Below are 21,967 nucleotides of genomic sequence, written 5' to 3'. Positions count from 1 at the left end.
AGGTTGCGAGGCATGACGCCGTTCTCCGTGCACGCCCCGTCCGCCACGATCTCCGCGTTCCGCGGCGGCGAGGGCAGCCCGCTGCTCCTCCTCATGGGCGTGGCCGGGCACCACGCCGCGTGGGGTCCGCGGTTCGTCGAGCGGCTCATGGAGCAGCACGACGTCGTGGTCTACGACCACCGCGGCATCGGCGAGAGCTCGCGCGTCGACGAGCCGTTCACCGAGGACGACCTCGTGGACGACGCCCTCGCCGTCATGGACGCCGCCGGGTGGGACGACGCCCACCTCGTCGGCTTCTCGATGGGCGGAGCGATCGCGCAGACGCTCGTCCTCCGTCAGCCCGAGCGTGCCCGCACGCTGACCCTGATCGGCACCTGGGGCGACACCGACGACGTCTGGGGCGACCAGATCGGCTCGCTCGCCGAGGCCGGCCAGGCACCCGATCGCGAGACCGCGCTGCGGATGATGTTCGAGGGCAACGTCTCCGCGGGGTTCGCGCACGAGCCGGGGCGCTTCGACGAGTTCGCCGAGGCCGCCGCCAGCGTGAAGGTGCCGACGCCGGTGGTGCTCCACCAGATGGGCGCCGTCGGCGGCCACGACGTCCGCGACCGGCTCGGCGAGATCGACGTCCCCACGCTCGTGGTGCACGGCGAGAACGACGGCATCATCCGGTTCGCCGCGGGACAGCGCCTGGCCGAGGGCATCCCGGGCGCGCGCTTCGAGCCGATGCTCGGCCGCGGCCACCACGTGGCCTGGGAGGCCGGCGACCAGGTCGCCGACCTCGTCCTCGCTCACACCGGCTGAGGCTGCTCCGCGTCGCTCGTCGGGTCCACCATGATCTTGGCGTGCTGCTCCGGGTTGCCCAGCGCGTCGAACGCCGCCTCGACGCCGGCGAGGCCGACCTTGCCGGTCAGGAGCGGTGACGGATCGACCTTGCCGTCGGCCAGCAGGCGCAAGGCCTCGTGGAACTCGCGCGGTGTGTAGCCAAGGACGAACCGCAGGTCGATCTCCTTGTTGATGGCGACGGTCGGGCGGATCCGGTCCGGCTCGGCGCAGACGCCCACGACGACGACGCGGCTGGAGAGCGGCGCCTTGGCGATGATGTCGTCGATGACGCCCGGCACACCGACGCACTCGAAGACCACCGGGCCCGACGGCATGGCGCCGGCCACCTCGGCGGCCCGCATCACGTGCTGCCACGGCACCAGCGGGAGCCGCCGCAGCTTGTCCATGGAGTCGACGGCGAGGTCGAGCATCGCGTCGGCCGACGTGTAGTACCGCTCCTCGAACGAGGCGTAGGGCGAATGCTCGGCCGGGTCGACCACCGCGTCGGCGCCGCAGGCGGTGGCGAGCGCGCGCCGGGCGGGCGAGTAGTCGCACGCCACCACCGAGCGCACCCCGGTGGCCTTGAGCATCGAGATGACGGCCAGCCCGATCGGCCCGCAGCCGACGACCAGCGCGCCCTGCTTCTTGCCGACCTCGCCGCGGCGCACCGCGTGCAGGCCGACGGCCATCGGCTCGGTCATCGCCGCGAGGTCGTGGTGCAGCCCGTTCGGCACGGCCATGGCGAGCGACTCCTCGACCACCACCTGCTCGGCGTAGCCGCCGGGCGACCTCGCGGTGAGACCGGTGGGGAGGACCTTGCCGCCGCGCCGCATCAGCGGGAAGGCGACGACGGTGGTGCCCTCGGCATCGTGCTTCCGGGTGCCGGGTCCGTGCTCGACGACCCGGCCGCAGAACTCATGCCCCATCACGACGTCCTGGTCGGACCGCATGAACTCGGTGAAGCCGGTCTCCGCGGTGGCGTCCGCCATGTCGTCGCAGTGGTGGCGGGCGTGCAGGTCCGACCCGCAGATCCCGCAGGCGAGGACGTCGAGCAGCAGCTGACCGCGCTCGAGCGTCGGCTTCGGGAGGTCGACGACGCTGAGCGTGGCGTCGCGGCAGGAGACGGCTCTCATGGCGTGAGCGTAGCCGTCAGATCCTGCTCTTGGCAGACGGCCGGAATGGGTTGATAGTTGGTCCAGTCCACTATCGGGGGAAGGTCTTCCAACGCATGTCCATCACGTCTTCGCGAGCCCGCGGCTCGCGTCTCCTGTCCATCTCCGGCTGGGTCGCCGCCGGCGCCTCGGTCCTCCTGCTGGCGGCCGGCTCGGCCGGCGCCCGCAACGCTCCGAACGTCCCGCCGCCGCCGGAGCATCCGACCAAGTCGACCCAGATCCAGAACATCGACCAGGTCCGCACGGCCATCAAGGGCTACTACGGCGACACCACCACGACCCAGGTCGACCCGGTCGACAACAGCGTCGACGGCGGCGACAAGGCGCTGCACACGTTCGATCCGAACGGCGCCTACGCCAAGGAGGTCGGGAAGATCGTCACGGCCGCCGAGCGCACGTTGAAGTGGCACCGCGACCGCAAGGGTGACGGCAAGAAGGCCGTCCTCTTCGACGTCGACGACACCACGATCAACACGTACAGCTACGAGATCTACAGCAACTTCGTCTACAACCCGTCGATCAACGCCGCGTTCGTCGACAACCCGGACTTCGACCTGCCAGCGGTGCCGCACATGGTCGACCTGGTGAACTTCGCCAAGGACCACGGGTACGAGGTGTTCTACCTGACCGGTCGCGGGGTGGCCCAGCTCGACGGCACGATCCAGGACCTGGACGCCGCGGGCTACGCGCCCAAGGCCGAGAACGTGTACACGAAGGACCTCACCGCTCCGTGGCTGTCCTCCTGTGCGCCGTCCTGCGCGACGATCCAGTACAAGTCGCTCACGCGGCAGCACATCGAGTCCCTGGGGTTCAACATCGTCGCCTCGTTCGGCGACCAGTACAGCGACCTCGAGGGCGGCTTCGCCGACCGCACGGTGAAGCTCCCGAACCCGATGTACTACCTGCCCTGACGCAGCCCGTTCAGCCGCGCTTGTCCTCGCTGCTCGCCTTGAGCACGCCGAGGACTCGCGCGGCGAACGCGCTGACCAGGCCGACCGCGAGCGCGACGTAGGCCCAGCTCTCGCTGACCACGTCCTGCCGCGCGAGGACGAGCAGGACGATCACCGCGACGAACGTCAGCACGACGACGCCGAGGGCGATCCGCCAGGCCCGTCCGCCGGAGCCCAGCGAGTAGCGCATCGGCGGGTTCACCCACGGCCGCTTCGCGCTCCCGGTCCACTCGTCGTCCGGTTGCTGCTCTGGCTGTTCCATGCTGAGGACGTACCCCGCAGGGCCGATCTCATGCTGGTGGGCCCCCAGGGGATCGAACCCTGAACCCGCGGATTAAAAGTCCGCTGCTCTGCCGATTGAGCTAGAGGCCCCAGGCGGACAGTCTGCCAGCCGCAGGCTTGCGATTTGCCGCCCGGAGGCGGACATTCGAAGCAGAGGTAGGTGATCACATGAGCGTGAACAAGACGAAGCTCGAGTGGTTCTCGGTGAGCGCCGTGACGGTGTCGATGATCATCGTCGGCCTGGTGATGATCTCGCTGGTCCGTGCCGACACCCTCGATCGGCTGCCCTGGGCCCCGCTCGGGCTGGCGATCGCGGTGCTCGGCGTGCTCGGCGTGTTCGTCGAGGGGATCGCGAGGGCCAAGTGGTGGAGTGATCAGACGCAAGCGCGGCCGAGGCACTGAACGCCGTCGTCGATCCGAAACCTGGGCATCTGACCGGGTTCGTGCAAACCGGCCCACGGGTGAACCCCGCGGCGATACTGTTGGATTCACGCCGAGATACCGGCGCCAGAACCACGACTCCGGAGCCACCCCCTGATGCCTGAGCCACTCGACCACCGTCTGCGCGACGACGCGGTGCTCGACGAGATCGAGCTCACCAGTCGGCTGATGATCGCTGCCTCCGAGCACGAGGGACCTCTGACGCAGCGCGAGGTCGACGAGATCCTCGGCGTCGTCGCCGGCTGACTCCTGGGCGGTCCGTACCGCGATTGACACCGCGTCGCGGCCACCCCCTAGCATTGCCTTGGCCTGTACAGATCCCGACGGGAGTGTGGCGATGCGTCTTCGCATCCGACCGGTGGAGTCCTCGTTCTACGACATGTTCTCCGAGGCCGCCGCACACCTCGTCGACGGTGCCGCGCTGCTGGCCCAGATGCTCGACGACAGCAGCGACAAGAAGGCCATCGCCGAGAAGATGCGCGAGGCCGAGCACGAGGCCGACGAGACCACGCACAAGATCGTCCGCCGCGTGAACAGCACGTTCATCACGCCGTTCGATCGTGAGGACATCTACCGCCTCGCCGGGAGCCTCGACGACGTCATGGACTTCATGGAGGAGTGCGTCGACCTGCTCGGCCTCTACGAGCTCGAGGCCCTGCCGCCGGAGTTCGCGCCCCAGGTCGAGGTGCTGCAGCGCGCCACCCAGCTCACCGCCGAGGCCATGCCGCGGCTGCGCACGATGAAGGACCTCGAGGAGTACTGGATCGAGATCAACCGGCTCGAGAACCAGGGCGACCGCTCCTACCGGCGCATCGTCGCCGACCTGTTCAGCGGCAGCTACAAGTCGCTGGAGGTGCTCAAGCTGAAGGACGTCGCCGACTCCCTGGAGCACGCCATCGACGCCCTCGAGTCGGTCGCCAACACGGTGGAGCAGATCGCCGTCAAGGAATCCTGAGCCGTGGACCTCACCACGGGGCTGATGGTGGCGACCATCGCCATCGCGCTGTTCTTCGACTACACCAACGGCTTCCACGACGCGGCCAACGCGATCGCCACCTCGGTGTCCACCCGGGCGCTCACGCCTCGTCTGGCGCTCACGATGGCCGCCATCCTGAACTTCGTCGGCGCCCTGCTCGGCGTCGAGGTGGCCAAGACGATCAAGGACATCCTGTCCGGGTTCGACAACATCGCCGACCCGCACCACGCCCTGACTGTCGTGCTGGCCGCGCTCGTCGGCGCCATCACCTGGAACCTCATCACCTGGTACTTCGGCATCCCGTCGTCGTCGTCGCACGCGCTGATCGGCGGGCTCATCGGCGTGGGCCTCTCGGCCGGCATCACCGTCGACTGGGACAAGGTCGTCGACAAGGTGGCCGTCCCGATGGTCGTCAGCCCGCTGCTCGGCTTCACCGGAGCGTTCATCGTGATGACGGTGATCATGTGGGCGTTCCGTCGCGCCCGTCCGCACGCGGTCAACCGCGGCTTCCGACTCGCCCAGACCGTGTCGGCCGCGATGCTCTCGCTCGGTCACGGCCTGCAGGACGCGCAGAAGACGATGGGCGTCATCGTGCTCGCCCTGATCGCCGGCGGCGAGCACGCGAGCAACGACGAGATCCCACTCTGGGTCATCGTGGCCGCGGCCACCGCCATCTCGCTGGGCACCTTCTCCGGCGGCATGCGGATCATGCGCACGCTCGGCCGCCGCATCATCGCCCTCGACCCGCCCCGCGGGTTCGCCGCGGAGTTCACGGCGTCATTCGTGCTCTACTTCATGGCCATCGGCCAGCACGCCCCGGTGTCCACCACGCACACCATGACGTCGTCGGTCATGGGCGCCGGCGCCACCAAGCGCTTCAGCGCCGTGCGGTGGGGCGTCGCGCGGAACATCATCACAGCGTGGGTCATCACCATCCCGGCCGCGGCCACCGTCGCCGCGATCGCCTACGGGATCCTGCGACTGCTCATCCCCGGGAACTAACCAAAACGCCCTTGGATGTAGGCCTCAGTGGCGGACTCGTCCGGGTTGGAGAAGATCTTCTCCGTCGCGCCGTGCTCCACGAGACGGCCGGGCATGCCGACACCGGCGAGGTTGAAGAACGCCGTCGTGTCCGAGACGCGGGCGGCCTGCTGCATGTTGTGGGTGACGATGACGATCGTGTACTGCGCCTTCAGCTCGTGGATCAGGTCCTCGATGACGATGGTGGAGATCGGGTCGAGGGCCGAGCACGGCTCGTCCATCAGCAGCACCTCCGGCTCCACCGAGATGGCGCGGGCGATGCACAGCCGCTGCTGCTGACCGCCGGACAGCCCGGAGCCGGGACGGTCGAGGCGGTCCTTCACCTCGGCCCACAGACCGGCGCTGCGCAGGGCGCGCTCCACGGCGTCGTCGGCGTCGGTCTTCTTCATCCGCTTGCTGTTGAGCCGCTGGCCGGCGAGGACGTTGTCGTAGATCGACATCGTCGGGAACGGGTTCGGGCGCTGGAAGACCATGCCGACCATCCGGCGGACGTCCACCGGGTCGACGTCGTCGCCGTAGAGGTCCTCGCCGTCGACGAGCACCTTGCCCTCGACGCGGGCGCCGCGGACGACCTCGTGCATGCGGTTGAGCGAACGCAGGAACGTCGACTTGCCGCAGCCGGACGGGCCGATGAACGCGGTCACCGAGCGCGCGGCGATCGGGATCGTCACGCCCTCCACCGCGAGGAAGTCGCCGTAGTAGATGTTCAGGTCGCTGACGTCGATGCTGGTGGCCATGGTGGGCTCCTTACCTCTCGCTCTTCGGCGAGAACAGATGTGAGACGAGGCGGGCGACGAGGTTGAGCAGCATGACGATCAGCAGCAGCACCAGCGCCGCGCCCCAGGCGCGGTCGATGCTCGGGCCGGGCGGGACGCCCGGGGAGCTCACCGCGGAGTAGGCGAACACCGGGAGCGTCGCCATGCGGTCGTGGAACAGGTCGAAGTTCACCGAGTCGGACAGCCCGGCGATGACGAGCAGCGGCGCCGTCTCGCCGATGACGCGGGCGATGGCGAGGGTGATGCCGGTGACGATGCCGGCGATCGACGTCGGCAGCACCACCTTGAGCACCGTGCGCCACTTCGGGACGCCGAGCGCGTAGGCGGCCTCGCGCAGCTCGTTCGGCACGAGCTTGAGCATCTCCTCGCAGGACCGGACCACCACCGGGATCATCAGCACCGACAATGCGACGGCACCGCCGAAGCCCATCCGGACGCCCTCGCCGAAGAACACGACGAACAGCGCGTAGGCGAACAGGCCCGCGACGATCGACGGGATGCCCGTCATCACGTCGACCAGGAAGCGGATCCAGCGGGCGAGCCGGCGACCCTCGCCGTACTCGACGAGGAAGATCGCGGTCAGCAGGCCGATCGGCACGGAGATGACCGTGGCCGCGGCCGTGACGAGCAGCGTGCCGACGAGCGCGTGGTAGATGCCCCCGCCCTCGCCGACGACGTTGCGCATCGAGTACGTGAAGAACTCCGGGCTCAGCGCCGGGGCGCCCTTGGAGACGACCGTCCAGAGGATGCTGAACAACGGGAAGAGCGCGAGGACGAACGCGCCGGTCACCAGGACCGTCGCCAGCCGGTCGACGGCACGGCGCCGCCACATCGGGGTGTGCAGGATGCTCATGCGTCGGCTCCGGAGAAGTCCTTGCGGCGGTCCACGACCAGCCGGGCGGCGACGTTCACGACGAACGTGATCACGAACAGCACCAGGCCGCTGGCGACCAGCGCGTTGACGGTCAGCCCGCTCGCTTCCTTGAAGGACAGGGCGATGTTGGCCGCGATGGTGCTCGGGTTCGTGCTGGAGATGAGGTTCCAGGAGACGACGCCGGAGGCCGACAGCACCATCGCGACGGCCATGGTCTCGCCGAGCGCGCGGCCGAGGCCGAGCATCGCGCCGGAGATGATGCCGGAGCGGGCGTGCGGGAACACGGCGAGGCGCGCCATCTCCCAGCGCGTCGCGCCGAGGGCCAGGGCGGCCTCCTCGTGCAGGCGCGGCGTCTGCAGGAAGACCTCGCGGCAGATCGCCGTCATGATCGGCAGGATCATCACCGCGAGCACGATGCCGACGGTCAGGATGGTGCGGCCGGTCGCGGACGCGGGGCCGGCGAAGAACGGCAGGAAGCCGAGGTGTTCCTCGAGCCAGCCGTAGGGCGCCACGAGCTTTCCGGCCAGGAAGCCGATGCCCCACAGGCCGTAGACGACGCTGGGCACCGCGGCGAGCAGGTCGATCAGGTAGCCCATGACCGCGGCCAGCCGGCGCGGCGCGTAGTGCGAGATGAAGAGGGCGACGCCGATCGACACGGGCACCGCGATCACCAGGGCGATGGCCGCGGCCAGCAGAGTGCCGAAGACCAGGGGTCCGACGTAGGGAAGGAACGACTCGCCGCTCTTCACCTCGTCGGGCGAGGCGAGGATGCCGGGCACACCCTCCACGGTGAGGAAGATCGCGACGCCCGCGAGCGTCGCCAGGATGGTGATGGCCGCTCCGGTGGACGCCCCCGCGAACACCCGGTCGCCGAGGCGGCGGACCGGGTGTCGCGAGACTTCGACGACTGTCACTGGGTCAGGAGGCCTTGATCGTCTCGACGACCGCGGCGACCTTCTCGCCGACCGCGCTGGACAGCGGCGCGGAGCCGGCGTCCTTGGCGGCGGCAGCCTGGCCGTCGGTGCTGGTCACGTACGTCAGCCAGGACTTGACGAGCTCGGCCTTGGCCTGGTCGTCGTAGGTCTGGCAGGCGATCTGGTACGAGACCAGGACGATCGGGTACACGCCTGCCTCGGTGACCTTGCGGTCGACCTCGATGGCGATGTCCGTCGCGGCGCGACCGGCGACCGGCGTCGACGCGTCGAGCACCTTCGACGCCGCCTCCGGGCTGACCTTGGTGAACGAGTCGCCCACCTTCACGGCCGCGGTCCCGAGGTCGCCGGCCTGGCTCTCGTCGGCGTAGCCGATCGTGCCCTTGCCGCCCTTGACCGCGGAGATGACGCCCGAGGTGCCCTCGGCGCCCTCGCCGCCCTTGATCGGCCACGTCTCCACGACGCCGCCCTTCCACGCGCCGTCGGACGCCTGGTCGAGGTAGTCGGTGAAATTCTTCGTCGTGCCCGAGTCGTCGGAGCGGTGCACCGGCGTGATCTTCGAGCTCGGCAGCGTCGCGTCCGGGTTGTCGGCCTTGATGGCGTCGTCGTCCCAGGTCGTGATGGTGCCCTGGAAGATGCCGCCGATCGTCTTGGGCGACAGGTTCAGCTCGTCGACGCCGGGCAGGTTGAACACGACGGCGATCGGGCTGACGTAGGTCGGCACCTCGACGACGTCACCGGAGCAGCGGTCCTTGGCCTTCGCGAGCTCCTCGTCGTCGAGGTACGCGTCGGAGCCGGCCAGGTCGAGCCCGCCGGAGAGGAACTGCTCGCGGCCACCGCCGGACCCCACGGGGTCGTAGTTCACGGTGGTCTCGGGGTTGGTGGTCTGGAACGCCTTCTTCCAGGCGGCGACCGCCGACTCCTGGGCGCTGGACCCGCCGGCGTTCAGGGTGCCGGAGAGGCCACCGGAGGCGGATCCGTCGGAGGGGTCCTCGTTGGCGGCGCCGCAGGCGCTGAGGCCGAGGACCAGGGTGAGCGCGGCGACCGCAGGGGCGGTCATGCGCAGCTTCGTTGTCTTCATGGCTCGGACGCTAGGGAGCGTGGGTGTACCGCGGCCGGGCCCACGGTGAACGCCGGGTGAACGATGGCGGAACGTGCAGGTCAGGGGCTGGACGTCAGGCGCGCCCGAGGGGCTCGGCCGCCATCACGGCGCCGTTCCGGTGGTGCACCACGACGCCTTCCCCGGGCGACAGCGCGGGGGTCTCCAGACCCAGCGCCTCGAACACCCACGGCATGGTCGGCAGGTGGGTGCACAGCACGGCGGGCTCCTCCTGCTCGAGCAGGGAAGCGACGCACCGCTGGACCTCCGACGGCCGTGTCCCCTCCGCCAACCGGTCGTCGATCTCGAGGACCTCTCCCATCGCTGTGGTGTAGGGATCCACGGTCTGGACGCAGCGCGCCGCCGGACTGCTGACGACACGGCCGACGCCATAGGCGCCGAGCAGGGCGACGAGCTCGTCGGCCCGGGCCGCGCCGTGCACCGTCAGGGGTCGTTCCAGGTCGGCGCGCGGCCCGGGCGCCTCCGCCTGCGCGTGCCGCAGCACCACGAGCGTGCGGGTCGTGTGCCCCTTCGCGTCGCGGAGGGTGCGGAAGGCCTCGAGCAGCTCGACGTCGTGCTGGTACGTGAGCAGGCCGCGGGCGTCGCTGGGCTCGACCCAGCGCACCTCGTCGACCTCGTCGTTCGCCTCGAACGCGGCCGGGGTCCCGACCGTGCGTGCGCACCAGTAGCTGACCCGCTTCGGGCCGGACGAGATCGCGTACGTGACGTCGGGGAGCGGGTGGCCGAGCCGGACGCGCAGCCCGGTCTCCTCGGCGATCTCGCGAACGGCCGTGACGGCGAGGTCCTCGTCCTCGTCCGGCTTGCCCTTCGGGAACGTCCAATCCTCGTAGCCGGAGCGGTGCACGAGCAGGACCTCGACGCGCGACTCGTGGTCGGGGCGCGGCCGCCAGACCACGCCGCCGGCGGCTGTCGTCAGCCGTTCCCGTGCCATGGGTCGTATTGTTCCCTGGTGCACCTCCCGCGACCGAGAGTCTCCGGTGTGGCCGCCGTCGTCGTCATCGCCGCGGCACTCGGCCTCGGCTGGTCCTCCGCGCGCGTGGTCGACGCGGACGCGCGCCCGGACCTCACCGCCGCGCTCGACACCCTGCCCGTCGACGTCCGGACCGTCGGGTTCACCGACTGGGCGTCGATCCGCACGGGCGTGGGCGTCGACGAGGCCACGCCGCGCGACCTCGCTACCCGGTCGGTCATCGCGGAGCAGGCCGACGTGCTCGACGACGTGCTGGGCTGGTCCCTGTCCGACGTCGACTGGGAGGTCTACGCCCAGACGAACCAGGCCGACCACGCGACCGTCCGGCTGAGCCGGTCCGTGTCCTTCGCCGACGTCCGCACGAAGCTCAGGTCGAGCGGCTACACGCAGGACGGCCGGCTGTGGACGGTCCCCGAGGACGAGCTCGTGGGCAAGGGGCTGACCGATCTCGAGGCGGTCGTCGCACTGGTGCCCCGGAAACGTCTGGTGGTGCTGACCAGCGCGCCGGCCCCGGCGCACAAGGTGCTGAAGGTGATCGACGGCGACACCGGCTCGCTCGCCGGCGTCCGCGCCGCGAGGGACACGGCCCAGGCGCTCGCCGGCCACGACACCGTGCTCCTGCAGTCCGGCCGCGACGGCTGCAAGGACTCCGCCGTGGCGAACGACCCGGACGCCGAGCAGCAGGCGCGGACGGCCGTGCAGCGGGCGGGTTCGCTGCGTCCGTACGTCTTCAGCGGCCGGGCCCTGCGCGACGAGGGTGGGTCGGGCTTCGGTGCCCAGCGCGTGGTGTTCGTGATGACGTTCGGGTCGCCGGCCACGGCGTCGGACCAGGCGTCGGTGCGCGAGGAGCTGGCGTCCGGCCCCTTCATCGGACGCCAGGGGCGGATCTCGGAGACCCTCCGGGACGCGGACGTGCGCGTCGAGGACAGCACGGTGCGGATGGCCTTCGACCACGACCCCGACACGGACGTCTTCATGACCGGCGTCGGTCCCGTCCTCTTCGCCTCCTGCTGAGGTCCCCCCGCTGACGAGAGAATTCCGGCCCGCTGACGAGAGGATCCCGGCCCGGTGAGGAGAGGATCCCGGCCCGCTGAGGAGAGGATTCAGGCCCGGTGACGAGAGGATCCCACCGCCGGAACTCTCTCGTCAGGGGGCCGGAACTCTCTCGTCAGGGGGCCGGAACTCTCTCGTCAGGGGGCCGGAACTCTCTCGTCGGCGTAGAGGACGTCGCGGGCGTGCTCGGTGAAGCCGAGGCGGCGGTAGACGGCGAGGGCCGGGTCGTTGTCGCCCTCCACGTAGAGGTCGACGACGCGGAGGCCCTGGTCGTACAGGTGCCGGACGCCGCGGGCGGTGAGGGCGGTGCCGAGGCCGCTGCCCTGCTCGCTCGGGTCGACGCCGACGACGTAGACCTCGCCGATCCCGTCCTCCACCTTGGTCCAGTGGAACCCGACGACCTCACCGTCTCGCACGGCGATGAAGAGACCGGCCGGGTCGAACCAGTCGGACGCGGCCCGGCGCTCGAAGTCGGCGCGGTCCATCGCTCCCTGCTCGGGGTGCGACGCGAAGGCGCGGCCGTTGACGCGAACGACAGCGTCGACGTCGTCCGGCTCGAACGTCCGCAGGGTGATGCCGTCTGGCACCACCTCGGGAGTCGGTGAGTCGTCGAGCTCCAGTCGCAACACCAGCAGCGTGCGCACCGCGCTCAGACCCGCCGACGCAGCGAGCGCCTGGGCCGCCGGCAGGTCGCCGTGCGCCCAGAACTGCGTCTCACCGGACTCGACGAGCCGCCGCACCAGCGCCCCGCCGTGTCCCTGCCGGCGATGGTCCGGGTCGACCACCACCTCGACCGGGGCCGTGCCGTCGGCGTAGGCCGCGGCCACCACATGGCCCGCGTCCTTGACCGCGACGTGCACGCGCCCGGCGCTGCCGGCGTCGATCGCGAGCCGGCTCGCCTCGTTCAGCGGGTCGACGCCGTCGACGGCTCGAGCCCGGTCGGCGATCGAGAGGAGCGTCATGACAACGCCCTCAGTCGCGCCCCGATCTCGGCCGCGACCGCCGCGGCGAAGGCCTCCGACGTGTCGCCCTCCGGCTCGGGCACCAGGTGGTGCACGGTGCCGTTCTCGTGCAGGTCGATCGCGCCGACGCGCTGCTGCTCGGCCATCTCTGCCGCGTGCTCGACATCGCCGTGGACGATCGCGCTCGCACCCTCCGGGGGCAGCGGCGACAGCCAGGCGTTCTCGGCGGCCACCACGACGTCGGCCGGGAGCAGCGCCAGAGCCCCGCCGCCGCAGCCCTGCCCGAGCAGCACGGACACCGTGGGCACGGACATGGTGGCCATCGAGCCGATGCACCGGGCGATCTCGCCCGCGACGGCGCCCTCCTCGGCCGCGGGGGAGAGCTCCGCACCAGGGGTGTCGACGACCGAGACGAGCGGCAGTCCGAGCTCGTTGGCCAGCCGCATCCCGCGGCGGGCCTCGCGCAGCGCGGCCGGGCCCATCGGGGTGGCCGGGGTCTGGGTGGTGCGGTCCTGGCCGACGACGACGCACGGCACGCCGTCGAGCCGGGCGAGGGCGACGAGCATGGCGGAGTCGCGCTCGCCCTCGTCGGTGCCCTGCAGCCGGACGGTGGAGTCGCTGCCGTGCCGGAGCAGCTCGCGGACACCCGCGCGCTCGGCGGACCGGGTGATCTCGATCGACTCCCAGGCCGTGTGCCGACGCGCGATGTCGCCGTTGCGCCGCTCCCGGGTGGACGGGGTCGGCGGGTCGACCAGCAGGCCGAGCGCCCGGTCCACCATCGACGGCAGCTCGTCGGTCAGCACGACGGCGTCGATGATGCCGCGGCGCTCGAGGTTCTCGCTGGTCTGCACGCCCTCGGGGAACGGCCGGTTCTCCAACAGCTCGTACACCTTGGGCCCGAGGAACCCTATCAGCGCTCCCGGCTCCGCGACGGTGATGTGCCCGAGCGACCCCCACGACGCGAACACTCCGCCGGTGGTGGGGTGCCGCAGGTGCACGAGGTACGGCAGGCCAGCGGCGCGGTGGTCCATCAGCGCGCGGGAGATGTCGACCATCCGCACGAAAGCCGCCGTGCCCTCCTGCATGCGGGTGCCGCCCGACGCCGTCGTCGCCAGCACCGGGATGCCCTCGGCCGTCGCGCGCCGGACGGCGGCGACGATCCGGTCGGCGGCCGCAGTGCCGATGGACCCGGCGAGGAACCCGAACTCGTTCGCCACCACCGCGACCGGCCGCCCGCGCACCGCGCCGCGGCCGGTGATGATCGACTCGTCAGTGCCGGCCCGCTCGGCCGCCGCCTCCAGCGCCGCGCGGTACTCGTCGGGGTGGTGGCTGACGTCGATGGGCTCGTCCCACGACGTGAACGAGTCGGGGTCGAGGACCGCGTCGAGCAGCTCGTGGACGGAGGGGCGGCTCACGCGTCAGCGCGCTCGGCGTCGGCCTCGTCGTGCGACTCGGTGGCGGCGACGAACCGGTAGCCGACGTTGCGCACCGTGCCGATGAGCGTCTCGTGCTCGGCGCCGAGCTTGGCCCGCAGCCGACGCACGTGGACGTCGACGGTGCGCGTGCCGCCGAAGTAGTCGTAGCCCCAGACCTCCTGCAGCAGCTGCTGGCGGGTGAAGACCCGGCCCGGGTGCTGCGCGAGGAACTTGACCAGCTCGAACTCCTTGAACGTGAGGTCGAGCGTGCGGTTCTCCAGCTTCGCGGTGTAGGTGGACTCGTCCACGACCAGGCCGCTGGAGGAGATCACGTGGCTCTCGTCATCACCCTCGAGCGCGGCGGCCACGCGGCCGATGCCGAGTCGCAGCCGGGCCTCGAGCTCGGCCGGGCCGGCGGTGGTCAGGATGACGTCGTCCATGCCCCAGTCGGACGCGGCGACGGCCAGGCCGCCCTCGGTGAGGATCAGGATGAGCGGGCACTCGATGCCGGTGGTCCGGATGACCCGCGTGAGGCTGCGGACCTGCGCGAGGTCGTGCCGTCCGTCGACGAGCACGGCGTCCGCCTGCGGGGCGTCGATCAGCGCGCTGGCCTCCGCCGGAAGGATCTTCACGTGGTGCGGCAGCAACGCGAGCGCGGGCAGCACTTCGACCGACGACTGCGTGCTCCGGGTGAGGAGCAAGAGATGGGACACAGGGAACCTCCGGGTGTCCTGGGCCGCGGGGCGTGACCCAGAATACGGGACATGACGGTGACCGTGCGCTACTGGGCCGCCATTCGGGCAGCCGCCGGAGTCGCCGACGAGCAGGTCGAGGCGGCGACGCTGGCCGACCTGCTCACGGAGATCCGGTCCCGGCATGCCGACAGCGACCGCTTCTCCGACGTCCTCGACATCTGCTCGATCCTCGTCTCCGAGGTCCCCGTCGGTGCCCGGGAGCCGGCCGACGTCACGCTCGCCGACGGCGACGTCGTCGAGCTGCTGCCGCCGTTCGCGGGCGGCTGACGTGGGCAAGCCGCACCCGTGCTGATGGCAGGATGCGGGGGTGTCCCGCATCGGTGCCTCGGCGCTCTCCGTCGTCCTCGCGGGCATCCTGGCCCTCGCGGCGCACACCGGAGTGATGCTCCTGGTGGCCGCGGTCGTCGTGGTCGTGCAGGTGATGCTCGCCTCCGCGCCGGCGCCGGCGGACTCCCGAGGCCGGGCCGTGCCGACGCCGCGGTTCGCCGTCGCACTCACGGCCGGCGTCGTCTCGACGGTCGTCGCGGTGCGGCCCTCGGTGCTCCTCGGCGCCGACGGCAGCCGGGCCGGCAACGAAGGACTCGTCACCAACGGCGTGCTCGCCGGAGTCCTCCCGGGCGTCGCCGCCGGCCTGTTCGTCGCGCTCCTCTCGCAGATGCTGCGCAAGGACGGGCGACGCGAGCTCGTCGTCTCCACGGGCTACGCGACGTCGCTGGCGATGTTCGCCGCCCTCGTCTCGTCCTGGGTGGGCGCGGCTCGCGCGGCGGCGGGCCAGGACGTCGTGACCATCTCCTGCGTGGCGCTCGGGGCCGCCCTGCTCGTGTGGCCGCTGCCGATCGACCGCTACGTGAGCGCGGCCCTGGCCGTCACCGTCGGGTCCGGTGCGGGAGCCGTCGCGGCCCTCGTGGTGGACGGCCTGCCCACCTGGTTCTTCGGGGTCGCGGTCGGTGCAGGCATCGCCCTGTTCGGCGTCCTCGGCCAGGTGCTCGGCCGGGCCTGGGCGCAGGGCCGCTCGCACGTCACGTCCGCCGGCTGGGGCTTCCCGGCGGCGATGGCCATCGCGCTCGCCGGACCGATCGCGTATCTCGGCGGGCAGCTGGTCACCGCCAGCTTCTAGAGCGGCGCCTGTCTGCCGCCCACGGCCCGGCACCCCCGCCCGACATATCCTGGACGCATGACCGGTCCCGTCTTCCTCGTCGCCGCCCTGGTGGTGGCGGGTGTCGTCGCGCTCGTGCTGCGACGCGTGAACGGCCGGTTCCGCGACAGGCCGTCGGACGAGCTCCTCACCCCCGACGACATCGGTCAGTCCCTGGGGGAGCGGGCCACCCTGCTGCAGTTCTCCAGCGCCTTCTGCGCACCCTGCCGCGCCACCCGCGTCCTGCTCGCGGACGTCGCCGGCGGCCTCGACGGCGTGGCCCACGTGGAGGTCGACGCGGAGTCGCACCTCGACCTGGTCCGGCGGCTCGACGTCGTCCGGACGCCCACGGTGATGATCCTCGACGCGCGCGGCGCCGTCGTCCGGCGCGCCTCGGGCCTGCCCACGCGCGACCAAGTGCTCACGGCCTTGTCGTGACCGCCAGGATCTGCTCAGTGAGCTCCGGCCGGCAGACGATCAGGTCCGGGAGCAGCGGGTTCGGCTGGTTGTAGATCAGCGGCGAGCCGTCGATGCGGCTGGTGTGCAGACCGGCCGCACGCGCCACGGCCACCGGCGCGGCCGAGTCCCACTCGTACTGACCGCCCGCGTGCACGTAGGCGTCGACGACCCCGCGCACGACCGCCAGCACCTTGATGCCGGCCGACCCCATCGGCACCAGCTCGGCGCCGAGGGCGGCGACGAGGTCGTCGGTGATCGCGGGCGGGCGCGACCGGCTCACGGCCAGCCGCGGCGGCCCGGGAGCGCGCTCCGGCGCCGGGGCGACGTCGGCTGTGCCGGCCACCTCGCCGAGCGCGGGCTGCGCGACGGCGCCGGCGGTCAGCTCACCGCCCTCCCACAGCGCGACGTGCACGGCCCAGTCCTCGCGCGGGGGCTCGGAGAACTCGCGGGTGCCGTCGAGCGGGTCGATGATCCACACCCGGCGCGCGTCGAGCCGCGCGGTGTCGTCCTCGGCCTCCTCGCTCAGGACCGCGTCGCCGGACCGGTGCTCGGCCAGCAGCGCGGCCAGCAGGTCCTGCGCGGCCCGGTCGCCGGCGTCCTTGAGCTCGCGGCCCTGGAGTCCCTCCGCCCGGACTTCGAGGAGCCGTTCGCCGGCACGGGCGGCCGCCCAAGCGGCGAAGGAGTGGTCGTCGAGGGGAGCGTCGGCAGGCGTGTTCGGCACGGGATCACCCTAGACGCATCTCACGATATGAGCGACTGTCTCACGAAACGAGACAGATCGCGTGATGCCGCGGTTCGTCCCTCTACTCTGGATCCATGTTCGAGACGACGCACCTGACGCGACGCCTGGCAGTGGACAACTGCCGCACGCGTTCTGCGCTGTGTCGCATGCGCTGACCCACGTCCGCACTCGTCCGAACCCGTCGGTCCCGACGGTCCAGCGCAGGAGCATCTCCATGTCACGTCCCACTCAGGTGGATCCCCGTGGTCTGCGGTTCGCCGCAGGCATCACCGCGGTGGTTCTGGCCCTCGTGCTCGTCACGCCCCGCCCGGTGTCGCTCGCGCTGCTGACCTTCCAGACCGCCGTCTTCGCGATCGCCGCGTTCGTGAGCCTGCAGCGCTCGCCGTACGCCATCACGTTCGCCACGCTCGTCCGTCCGCGCCTCGGCGCGCCGGCCGAGCTCGAGGACGCCCGCCCGCCCCGCTTCGCGCAAGTGGTGGGGCTGGCGTTCGCGGCGACCGCCCTGATCGGCTTCGCGCTCGGCACCCCGGCGGTGGGCTACACCGCCGCGGCGTTCGCGTTCGTCGCCGCCCTGCTCAACGCCGCCGTGGGCCTGTGCCTCGGCTGCGAGATGTACCTCGCCTGGCGCCGGCTTCAGCCGGTCCGGGCGTGACCGACCACCATCACCCAACCCGAGACATAGAGGAGAACGTATGAGCCGCGAGTCCGCGCTCGTCACTGCAGACTGGGTCGAGGAGCACCTCGATGACCCGAAGGTCGTCCTGATCGAGGTCGACGAGGACACCGAGGCCTACGACAAGGGCCACATCCGCGGTGCCATCAAGCTCAGCTGGAACCAGGACCTCAAGGACGGCGTCCGCCACGACTTCGTCAGCAAGGAGGGCCTCGAGTCCCTGCTCGGGTCCCACGGCGTCGCCAACGACGACACGATCGTCCTGTACGGCGGCAACAACAACTGGTTCGCCGCCTACGCCTACTGGTTCCTGACCTACTACGGCCACGACGACGTCCGCCTGCTCGACGGCGGCCGCAAGAAGTGGGAGCTCGACAGCCGTGAGCTCACCGACGAGGTCACGCAGCGCGAGTCCACGTCGTACACGGCCAAGGAGCCGAACAACGACATCCGCGCCTTCCGCGACGAGGTCATCGAGGCCATCGGCGTGAAGAACCTGATCGACGTCCGCAGCCCTGACGAGTACGCCGGCCGCCTCCTGGCCCCGGCGCACCTCCCGCAGGAGGCTGCCCAGATCGGCGGTCACATCCCCACGGCCGGCAACGTGCCGTGGAGCAAGGCCGCCAACGACGACGGAACCTTCAAGAGCGACGACGAGCTCCGCGACCTGTACGCGGAGGTCGGCTACGACGACGCGAAGGACTCCATCGCCTACTGCCGGATCGGTGAGCGCAGCTCGCACACCTGGTTCGTGCTGCACGAGATTCTCGGACATCCCAACGTGAAGAACTATGACGGCTCGTGGAGCGAGTACGGCAGCCTGCGTGGCGTGCCGGTCGCGCTCGGCGACGAGCCGGGAGAGGCCTGAGCCATGTGCGGAGCCATCAAGGGCGGTCCGTCGCTCGAAGGTGTCGACGTCAAGAACCAGGCCGTCATCCAGGGTGTCGTCACCCGCGGTGACGAGCCCGTCGGCAACGCCTACGTGCGCCTGCTCGACCGCAACGGCGAGTTCACCGCCGAGGTGCCGACGTCGGCCACCGGGCAGTTTCGGTTCTTCGCCGGCCCTGGCGACTGGACGCTGCGCACCCTCGCGCCGCGCTCGGAGTCGGTCGACCGTGGCGTCGTCGCGGCGATCGGCTCGGTGGCCGAGGTCGTCATCGACCTCGCCCCCGTCGGCGCGGCAGCCTGACTGATGATCTGACGCTCGGGGGAGCGGTCGATACGATGGCCGCGCCCCTGAGCGGAAGGTCCCGGTGAACGAACGTCTGCAAGCCGCCGTCGTCGCGGCGTTCCTGCTGATCGTGGCGGGAGCCGTGGCGGTGCTGCTGCTGCAGCGGGACGAGGAGCCGGCGGCCAACCCCGCCACCAAGGACGGCAACGTCCTCGACTCGGCCGAGAGCCCGCCCACGGGCCTGCTGGCCTTCGAGTCCGGCCGGAAGGGCATGCTCCTGCGGCTCCGGTACGGCAGCTGCACCCAGCCGGGCGGCCCCAAGCTGGAGATCTCCACCAACTTCGGGCGCTCGTTCCAGACCGTCCGCATCCCGCAGATCGACACCGGCCGCGGCATCGACGCCACGTCGCCCACGGTCCCCTCGATCGTGCGCGCCTCGGCGGCGTCGCCGCGCAAGCTCACGGTGTTCGCAGCCGACCGCAAGTGCGTCGTGCGCGCCTACACGTCCACCGACGGCGGGTCCACCTGGAAGAAGAAGTCCGGCCGGCCGAACGCCTGGTACATGGACCCGAAGACCGGCGTCTCGGTCTCGCCGAAGGGCCCCACCGACAACGGGTGCAAGAAGTCGGCGCTGCTCGCCCCGGTCGACAACAGCACCGCGGTCGTGGTCTGCGAGAACGGCGCTGTGCGCCGCACCGTCGACGGCGGCCGCAGCTGGGCGGCGGTCGGTCAGCTCGGCGACGTCACGTCCGTCGCCTTCGGCAGCCCCACCACCGGCTACGCCACCACCCGGGAGAAGTCCTGCTCGTCCCGCGTCCAGGTCACCACCGACGGCGGCGCCACCTGGCGCCCCGCCGGCTGCGTGATCAAGGAGTTCGCGATCCCCGCGCTCGCGGTCGTGGGCGACCGCGTCGTCGCCGGCGGCACTGCCGGAGCCCTGATGAGCGAGGACCAGGGTCAGACCTGGGCGCCGTCCAAGAAGAAGTAGAGGCGCCTCAGCCGTTGATCATGCCGGCGCCGACGGTGACGCCGGTGGCCTCGTCGACGAGGATGAACGACCCGGTGGTGCGGTTCTTCGCGTAGGGGTCGACCAGCAGCGGCGACGTGGTGCGCATCGTGACGCGGCCGATCTCGTTGAGGCCGAGCTCGCGCGTGTCCTGGTCGCGGTGCAGCGTGTTGACGTCGAGCCGGTACTTCACGTCCGAGATCATCGCCCGCGCCGTGCGGGTGGTGTGCTTGATCGCCAGCTTCTGACGTGGCCGCAGCGGCTCGTTCGTCATCCAGCAGACCATCGCGTCGATGTCCTGCGTCGGGGTGGGGGCGTTCGACGGACGACAGATCATGTCGCCGCGCGAGACGTCGACGTCGTCCTCGAGCCGCACCGTGACCGACATCGGCGGGAACGCCTCGGTGACCTCCTGGTCGAACGAGTCGATGCCCGCGATGCGGCTGGGCATGCCGCTGGGCAGCACGACGACGTCGTCGCCCGGCTTGAGCACGCCGCCGGCGACACGGCCGGCGTAGCCGCGGTAGTCGTGGAAGTCGTCGGACTTCGGTCGCACCACGTACTGCACCGGGAAGCGGGTGTCGATGAGGTCGCGGTCGGACGCGACGTGCACGTGCTCGAGGTGGTGCATCAGCGACGACCCCTCGTACCACGGCATGTTCGTGGAGCGCGTGACGACGTTGTCGCCCTGCAGCGCCGAGATCGGGATGACCTCCAGGTCCGGCACCGACAGCTTCGTGGCGAACGAGGTGAAGTCGCGCTCGATGCGGTCGAAGACCTCCTGGTCGTAGTCGACGAGGTCCATCTTGTTGACCGCGAGCACGATGTGCGGCACCCGCAGCAGCGACAGGATCACCGCGTGGCGGCGCGACTGCTCGGTCAGGCCGTTCCGGGCGTCGACGAGCACCAGGCCGAGGTTCGCCGTCGACGCCCCGGTGACCATGTTGCGCGTGTACTGCACGTGGCCGGGGGTGTCGGCGATGATGAACTTCCGCTTCGGCGTGGCGAAGTAGCGGTAGGCGACGTCGATCGTGATGCCCTGCTCGCGCTCGGAGCGGAGGCCGTCGGTGAGCAGCGCGAGGTCGGTGTAGTCGTAGCCCTTGGCGTGGCTGGTGGCCTCGACCGCCTCGAGCTGGTCCTCGAAGATCGCCTTGGCGTCGAGCAGCAGCCGGCCGATGAGCGTGGACTTGCCGTCGTCGACGGAGCCGGCGGTCGCGAATCGCAGGAGGTCCATCAGAAATAGCCTTCCTTCTTGCGATCCTCCATGGCCGCCTCGGAGAAGCGGTCGTCGCCGCGGGTGGCGCCGCGCTCGGTGACGCGGGCCACCGAGATCTCCTCGATGATCGCGTCGTAGGAGTCCGCGGTGCTCTCGATGCAGCCGGTGAGCGTGAGGTCGCCGACGGTGCGGAACCGGACGGTCCGCTCGCTGACGGTCTCGCCCTCGCGGCACGGGTTGTACTCGCTCTCGGTGAGCAGCATCCCGTCGCGCTCGAATACGCGGCGCTGGTGGGCGAAGTAGATGGACGGGATCTCGACGTCCTCGCGGCGCAGGTAGTGCCAGATGTCGAGCTCGGTCCAGTTGGAGAGCGGGAAGATACGCATGTGCTCGCCGGCGTGGATGCGCCCGTTGTACAGGCTCCACAGCTCCGGACGCTGGTTCTTGGGGTCCCACTGGCCGAACTCGTCGCGGTGGGAGTAGATGCGCTCCTTGGCGCGGGCCTTCTCCTCGTCGCGGCGACCGCCTCCGAACGCGGCGGTGAAGCCCTCCTCCTCGATCGCGTGCAGGAGGGTGCCGATCTGCAGCCGGTTGCGCGACGTGCGGCCGTCGTCGACGACGATGCCGTCGGCGATGGCCTGCTCGACCGAGGCCACCACGAGGCGGACGCCGAGGCGGTCGACCCAGCGGTCGCGGGTCTCGAGGACCTCGGGGAAGTCGTAGCCGGTGTCGACCTGCAGCACCGGGAACGGCAGCTTCGCCGGGTAGAAGGCCTTCTCGGCGAGACGCATCATCGTGATGGAGTCCTTGCCGCCGGAGAACATCAGGACCGGCTTCTCGAACTCCGCCGCGACCTCGCGGAAGATGTGGATCGACTCGGACTCCAGCTCGTCGAGCTGGCTCATCCGGTAGTCGGTGTGGGTCTGCATGACTCTGGGGGTGCCTTTCGTGGACCGGGCCAAGACTAGCCGCATGTAATGGGCATGATCGGGCCTGTCCAGGAAGTGACAATGGCACAATG

General features: G+C 70.8%; 27 protein-coding genes and 1 tRNA gene. 14 read left to right on the top strand and 14 right to left on the bottom strand.

Annotated elements, in window-relative coordinates:
• Positions 1-12: 12 nt before the first annotated feature.
• On the top strand, positions 13-804 hold the full coding sequence (locus tag FHP06_RS06330; protein WP_147684860.1) for an alpha/beta fold hydrolase: 792 nt from the start codon (positions 13-15) through the stop codon (positions 802-804).
• Here the strand turns inward: FHP06_RS06330 and FHP06_RS06325 are convergent.
• A complete protein-coding gene (locus tag FHP06_RS06325; protein ID WP_147684858.1) occupies positions 792-1,958 on the bottom strand; it encodes a zinc-binding dehydrogenase in 1,167 nt (388 codons plus the stop codon). The genes FHP06_RS06330 and FHP06_RS06325 overlap by 13 nt on opposite strands.
• 95 nt (positions 1,959-2,053) lie before the next feature.
• Here FHP06_RS06325 and FHP06_RS06320 point away from each other — a divergent pair, with 95 nt between their 5' ends.
• A complete protein-coding gene (locus FHP06_RS06320) occupies positions 2,054-2,908 on the top strand; it encodes an HAD family acid phosphatase (protein WP_147684856.1) in 855 nt (284 codons plus the stop codon).
• 10 nt (positions 2,909-2,918) lie between these two features.
• Here FHP06_RS06320 and FHP06_RS06315 read toward each other — a convergent pair whose 3' ends face one another.
• Both FHP06_RS06315 and FHP06_RS06310 read right to left on the bottom strand, forming a co-directional pair.
• Positions 2,919-3,209 carry a hypothetical protein gene (locus FHP06_RS06315; RefSeq protein ID WP_147684854.1) on the bottom strand — a complete coding sequence of 97 codons (291 nt, stop codon included), beginning with the start codon at positions 3,207-3,209 and terminating at the stop codon, positions 2,919-2,921.
• A 34-nt stretch (positions 3,210-3,243) separates the two neighbouring features.
• Positions 3,244-3,319, bottom strand: a tRNA-Lys gene (locus FHP06_RS06310).
• A 78-nt stretch (positions 3,320-3,397) separates the two neighbouring features.
• On the opposite strand from FHP06_RS06310, the gene FHP06_RS06305 reads away from it, so the two are divergent.
• The 4 genes from FHP06_RS06305 (at position 3,398) to FHP06_RS06295 (ending at position 5,648) form a co-directional block, all read left to right on the top strand.
• Positions 3,398-3,631, top strand: a complete 234-nt coding sequence (locus FHP06_RS06305) for a hypothetical protein (protein ID WP_147684852.1) — start codon at positions 3,398-3,400, stop codon at positions 3,629-3,631.
• Between the two features lie 135 nt (positions 3,632-3,766).
• Positions 3,767-3,916 (top strand): hypothetical protein, encoded by a 150-nt coding sequence (locus FHP06_RS15930; RefSeq protein WP_187271809.1) that lies wholly within the window; start codon positions 3,767-3,769, stop codon positions 3,914-3,916.
• Between the two features lie 91 nt (positions 3,917-4,007).
• Positions 4,008-4,625 carry a DUF47 domain-containing protein gene (locus tag FHP06_RS06300; RefSeq protein WP_147684850.1) on the top strand — a complete coding sequence of 206 codons (618 nt, stop codon included), beginning with the start codon at positions 4,008-4,010 and terminating at the stop codon, positions 4,623-4,625.
• Between the two features lie 3 nt (positions 4,626-4,628).
• A complete protein-coding gene (locus tag FHP06_RS06295) occupies positions 4,629-5,648 on the top strand; it encodes an inorganic phosphate transporter (RefSeq protein WP_407921276.1) in 1,020 nt (339 codons plus the stop codon).
• Here the strand turns inward: FHP06_RS06295 and pstB are convergent.
• The 5 genes from pstB to FHP06_RS06270 all read right to left on the bottom strand — a co-directional run bounded on the left by pstB (position 5,645) and on the right by FHP06_RS06270 (position 10,320).
• Positions 5,645-6,424, bottom strand: coding sequence for a phosphate ABC transporter ATP-binding protein PstB (gene pstB / locus FHP06_RS06290; protein ID WP_147684848.1), 780 nt, complete (start codon positions 6,422-6,424; stop codon positions 5,645-5,647). The two genes, FHP06_RS06295 and pstB, sit on opposite strands and share 4 nt — an antisense overlap.
• Positions 6,425-6,434: 10 nt before the next feature.
• Entirely contained in the window at positions 6,435-7,316 is an 882-nt protein-coding gene (pstA, locus tag FHP06_RS06285; RefSeq protein WP_147684846.1) for a phosphate ABC transporter permease PstA, read from the bottom strand.
• Positions 7,313-8,251, bottom strand: a complete 939-nt coding sequence (gene pstC, locus FHP06_RS06280; protein WP_147684844.1) for a phosphate ABC transporter permease subunit PstC — start codon at positions 8,249-8,251, stop codon at positions 7,313-7,315. The genes pstA and pstC overlap by 4 nt, the downstream gene beginning before the upstream one ends.
• Before the next feature lie 4 nt (positions 8,252-8,255).
• Positions 8,256-9,350, bottom strand: a complete 1,095-nt coding sequence (pstS, locus tag FHP06_RS06275) for a phosphate ABC transporter substrate-binding protein PstS (RefSeq protein WP_147684842.1) — start codon at positions 9,348-9,350, stop codon at positions 8,256-8,258.
• Positions 9,351-9,444: 94 nt separating this feature from the next.
• Positions 9,445-10,320 carry an NUDIX hydrolase gene (locus FHP06_RS06270; protein ID WP_147684840.1) on the bottom strand — a complete coding sequence of 292 codons (876 nt, stop codon included), beginning with the start codon at positions 10,318-10,320 and terminating at the stop codon, positions 9,445-9,447.
• An 18-nt stretch (positions 10,321-10,338) separates the two neighbouring features.
• On the opposite strand from FHP06_RS06270, the gene FHP06_RS06265 reads away from it, so the two are divergent.
• A complete protein-coding gene (locus FHP06_RS06265; RefSeq protein ID WP_187271808.1) occupies positions 10,339-11,373 on the top strand; it encodes a hypothetical protein in 1,035 nt (344 codons plus the stop codon).
• 176 nt (positions 11,374-11,549) lie between these two features.
• On the opposite strand, the gene mshD is transcribed toward FHP06_RS06265, so the two are convergent.
• From mshD to FHP06_RS06250, 3 genes are read right to left on the bottom strand one after another with little or no spacing between them, the layout of a single operon-like run.
• Positions 11,550-12,374, bottom strand: a complete 825-nt coding sequence (gene mshD, locus FHP06_RS06260; protein WP_147684836.1) for a mycothiol synthase — start codon at positions 12,372-12,374, stop codon at positions 11,550-11,552.
• The gene (locus FHP06_RS06255) at positions 12,371-13,789 is read right to left on the bottom strand and encodes a carboxyl transferase domain-containing protein (protein ID WP_147684834.1); all 1,419 of its coding nucleotides are present in this window, start codon (positions 13,787-13,789) and stop codon (positions 12,371-12,373) included. The genes mshD and FHP06_RS06255 overlap by 4 nt, the downstream gene beginning before the upstream one ends.
• The gene (locus FHP06_RS06250; RefSeq protein ID WP_147684832.1) at positions 13,786-14,502 is read right to left on the bottom strand and encodes a winged helix-turn-helix transcriptional regulator; all 717 of its coding nucleotides are present in this window, start codon (positions 14,500-14,502) and stop codon (positions 13,786-13,788) included. The genes FHP06_RS06255 and FHP06_RS06250 overlap by 4 nt, the downstream gene beginning before the upstream one ends.
• A gap of 51 nt (positions 14,503-14,553) precedes the next feature.
• On the opposite strand from FHP06_RS06250, the gene FHP06_RS06245 reads away from it, so the two are divergent.
• Genes FHP06_RS06245 through FHP06_RS06235 form a run of 3 tightly spaced genes read left to right on the top strand, consistent with a single transcriptional unit; the run spans position 14,554 to position 16,117 of the window.
• Entirely contained in the window at positions 14,554-14,811 is a 258-nt protein-coding gene (locus tag FHP06_RS06245; RefSeq protein ID WP_147684830.1) for a MoaD/ThiS family protein, read from the top strand.
• A gap of 40 nt (positions 14,812-14,851) precedes the next feature.
• Positions 14,852-15,661 (top strand): hypothetical protein, encoded by an 810-nt coding sequence (locus tag FHP06_RS06240; RefSeq protein WP_147684828.1) that lies wholly within the window; start codon positions 14,852-14,854, stop codon positions 15,659-15,661.
• A gap of 57 nt (positions 15,662-15,718) precedes the next feature.
• The gene (locus FHP06_RS06235) at positions 15,719-16,117 is read left to right on the top strand and encodes a TlpA family protein disulfide reductase (RefSeq protein WP_147684827.1); all 399 of its coding nucleotides are present in this window, start codon (positions 15,719-15,721) and stop codon (positions 16,115-16,117) included.
• Here the strand turns inward: FHP06_RS06235 and FHP06_RS06230 are convergent.
• On the bottom strand, positions 16,101-16,859 hold the full coding sequence (locus tag FHP06_RS06230) for a 3'(2'),5'-bisphosphate nucleotidase CysQ (protein WP_147684825.1): 759 nt from the start codon (positions 16,857-16,859) through the stop codon (positions 16,101-16,103). The two genes, FHP06_RS06235 and FHP06_RS06230, sit on opposite strands and share 17 nt — an antisense overlap.
• Positions 16,860-17,094: 235 nt before the next feature.
• Here FHP06_RS06230 and FHP06_RS06225 point away from each other — a divergent pair, with 235 nt between their 5' ends.
• The 4 genes from FHP06_RS06225 (at position 17,095) to FHP06_RS06210 (ending at position 19,712) form a co-directional block, all read left to right on the top strand.
• Positions 17,095-17,532 (top strand): DUF4395 domain-containing protein, encoded by a 438-nt coding sequence (locus FHP06_RS06225; RefSeq protein WP_147684823.1) that lies wholly within the window; start codon positions 17,095-17,097, stop codon positions 17,530-17,532.
• A gap of 40 nt (positions 17,533-17,572) precedes the next feature.
• On the top strand, positions 17,573-18,421 hold the full coding sequence (locus FHP06_RS06220; protein WP_147684821.1) for a sulfurtransferase: 849 nt from the start codon (positions 17,573-17,575) through the stop codon (positions 18,419-18,421).
• A 3-nt stretch (positions 18,422-18,424) separates the two neighbouring features.
• Positions 18,425-18,742, top strand: coding sequence for a DUF1416 domain-containing protein (locus FHP06_RS06215; RefSeq protein ID WP_147684818.1), 318 nt, complete (start codon positions 18,425-18,427; stop codon positions 18,740-18,742).
• A 64-nt stretch (positions 18,743-18,806) separates the two neighbouring features.
• A complete protein-coding gene (locus tag FHP06_RS06210) occupies positions 18,807-19,712 on the top strand; it encodes a hypothetical protein (protein WP_147684816.1) in 906 nt (301 codons plus the stop codon).
• Positions 19,713-19,719: 7 nt separating this feature from the next.
• On the opposite strand, the gene FHP06_RS06205 is transcribed toward FHP06_RS06210, so the two are convergent.
• Together FHP06_RS06205 and cysD are read right to left on the bottom strand one after the other, a co-directional pair.
• Positions 19,720-20,964: a sulfate adenylyltransferase subunit 1 gene (locus tag FHP06_RS06205; protein WP_147684814.1), complete on the bottom strand. Its 1,245-nt coding sequence runs from the start codon at positions 20,962-20,964 to the stop codon at positions 19,720-19,722.
• A complete protein-coding gene (gene cysD / locus FHP06_RS06200; protein WP_147684813.1) occupies positions 20,964-21,875 on the bottom strand; it encodes a sulfate adenylyltransferase subunit CysD in 912 nt (303 codons plus the stop codon). The genes FHP06_RS06205 and cysD overlap by 1 nt, the downstream gene beginning before the upstream one ends.
• Positions 21,876-21,967: the final 92 nt, after the last annotated feature.

Source organism: Aeromicrobium terrae (assembly GCF_008039565.1).
GTDB lineage: Bacteria > Actinomycetota > Actinomycetes > Propionibacteriales > Nocardioidaceae > Aeromicrobium > Aeromicrobium terrae.
This window is presented reverse-complemented; position numbering and strand designations above follow the sequence as displayed.

What these genes read in the sequence shown, in the direction of transcription:
- FHP06_RS06330 (WP_147684860.1), top strand. Translation starts at nt 13, where the DNA reads ATGACGCCGTTCTCCGTGCACGCCCCGTCCGCCACGATCTCCGCGTTC.
- FHP06_RS06325 (WP_147684858.1), bottom strand. Translation starts at nt 1,958, where the DNA reads ATGAGAGCCGTCTCCTGCCGCGACGCCACGCTCAGCGTCGTCGACCTC.
- FHP06_RS06320 (WP_147684856.1), top strand. Translation starts at nt 2,054, where the DNA reads ATGTCCATCACGTCTTCGCGAGCCCGCGGCTCGCGTCTCCTGTCCATC.
- FHP06_RS06315 (WP_147684854.1), bottom strand. Translation starts at nt 3,209, where the DNA reads ATGGAACAGCCAGAGCAGCAACCGGACGACGAGTGGACCGGGAGCGCG.
- FHP06_RS06305 (WP_147684852.1), top strand. Translation starts at nt 3,398, where the DNA reads ATGAGCGTGAACAAGACGAAGCTCGAGTGGTTCTCGGTGAGCGCCGTG.
- FHP06_RS15930 (WP_187271809.1), top strand. Translation starts at nt 3,767, where the DNA reads ATGCCTGAGCCACTCGACCACCGTCTGCGCGACGACGCGGTGCTCGAC.
- FHP06_RS06300 (WP_147684850.1), top strand. Translation starts at nt 4,008, where the DNA reads ATGCGTCTTCGCATCCGACCGGTGGAGTCCTCGTTCTACGACATGTTC.
- pstB (WP_147684848.1), bottom strand. Translation starts at nt 6,424, where the DNA reads ATGGCCACCAGCATCGACGTCAGCGACCTGAACATCTACTACGGCGAC.
- pstA (WP_147684846.1), bottom strand. Translation starts at nt 7,316, where the DNA reads ATGAGCATCCTGCACACCCCGATGTGGCGGCGCCGTGCCGTCGACCGG.
- pstS (WP_147684842.1), bottom strand. Translation starts at nt 9,350, where the DNA reads ATGAAGACAACGAAGCTGCGCATGACCGCCCCTGCGGTCGCCGCGCTC.
- FHP06_RS06270 (WP_147684840.1), bottom strand. Translation starts at nt 10,320, where the DNA reads ATGGCACGGGAACGGCTGACGACAGCCGCCGGCGGCGTGGTCTGGCGG.
- mshD (WP_147684836.1), bottom strand. Translation starts at nt 12,374, where the DNA reads ATGACGCTCCTCTCGATCGCCGACCGGGCTCGAGCCGTCGACGGCGTC.
- FHP06_RS06245 (WP_147684830.1), top strand. Translation starts at nt 14,554, where the DNA reads ATGACGGTGACCGTGCGCTACTGGGCCGCCATTCGGGCAGCCGCCGGA.
- FHP06_RS06235 (WP_147684827.1), top strand. Translation starts at nt 15,719, where the DNA reads ATGACCGGTCCCGTCTTCCTCGTCGCCGCCCTGGTGGTGGCGGGTGTC.
- FHP06_RS06225 (WP_147684823.1), top strand. Translation starts at nt 17,095, where the DNA reads ATGTCACGTCCCACTCAGGTGGATCCCCGTGGTCTGCGGTTCGCCGCA.
- FHP06_RS06220 (WP_147684821.1), top strand. Translation starts at nt 17,573, where the DNA reads ATGAGCCGCGAGTCCGCGCTCGTCACTGCAGACTGGGTCGAGGAGCAC.
- FHP06_RS06215 (WP_147684818.1), top strand. Translation starts at nt 18,425, where the DNA reads ATGTGCGGAGCCATCAAGGGCGGTCCGTCGCTCGAAGGTGTCGACGTC.
- FHP06_RS06205 (WP_147684814.1), bottom strand. Translation starts at nt 20,964, where the DNA reads ATGGACCTCCTGCGATTCGCGACCGCCGGCTCCGTCGACGACGGCAAG.
- cysD (WP_147684813.1), bottom strand. Translation starts at nt 21,875, where the DNA reads ATGCAGACCCACACCGACTACCGGATGAGCCAGCTCGACGAGCTGGAG.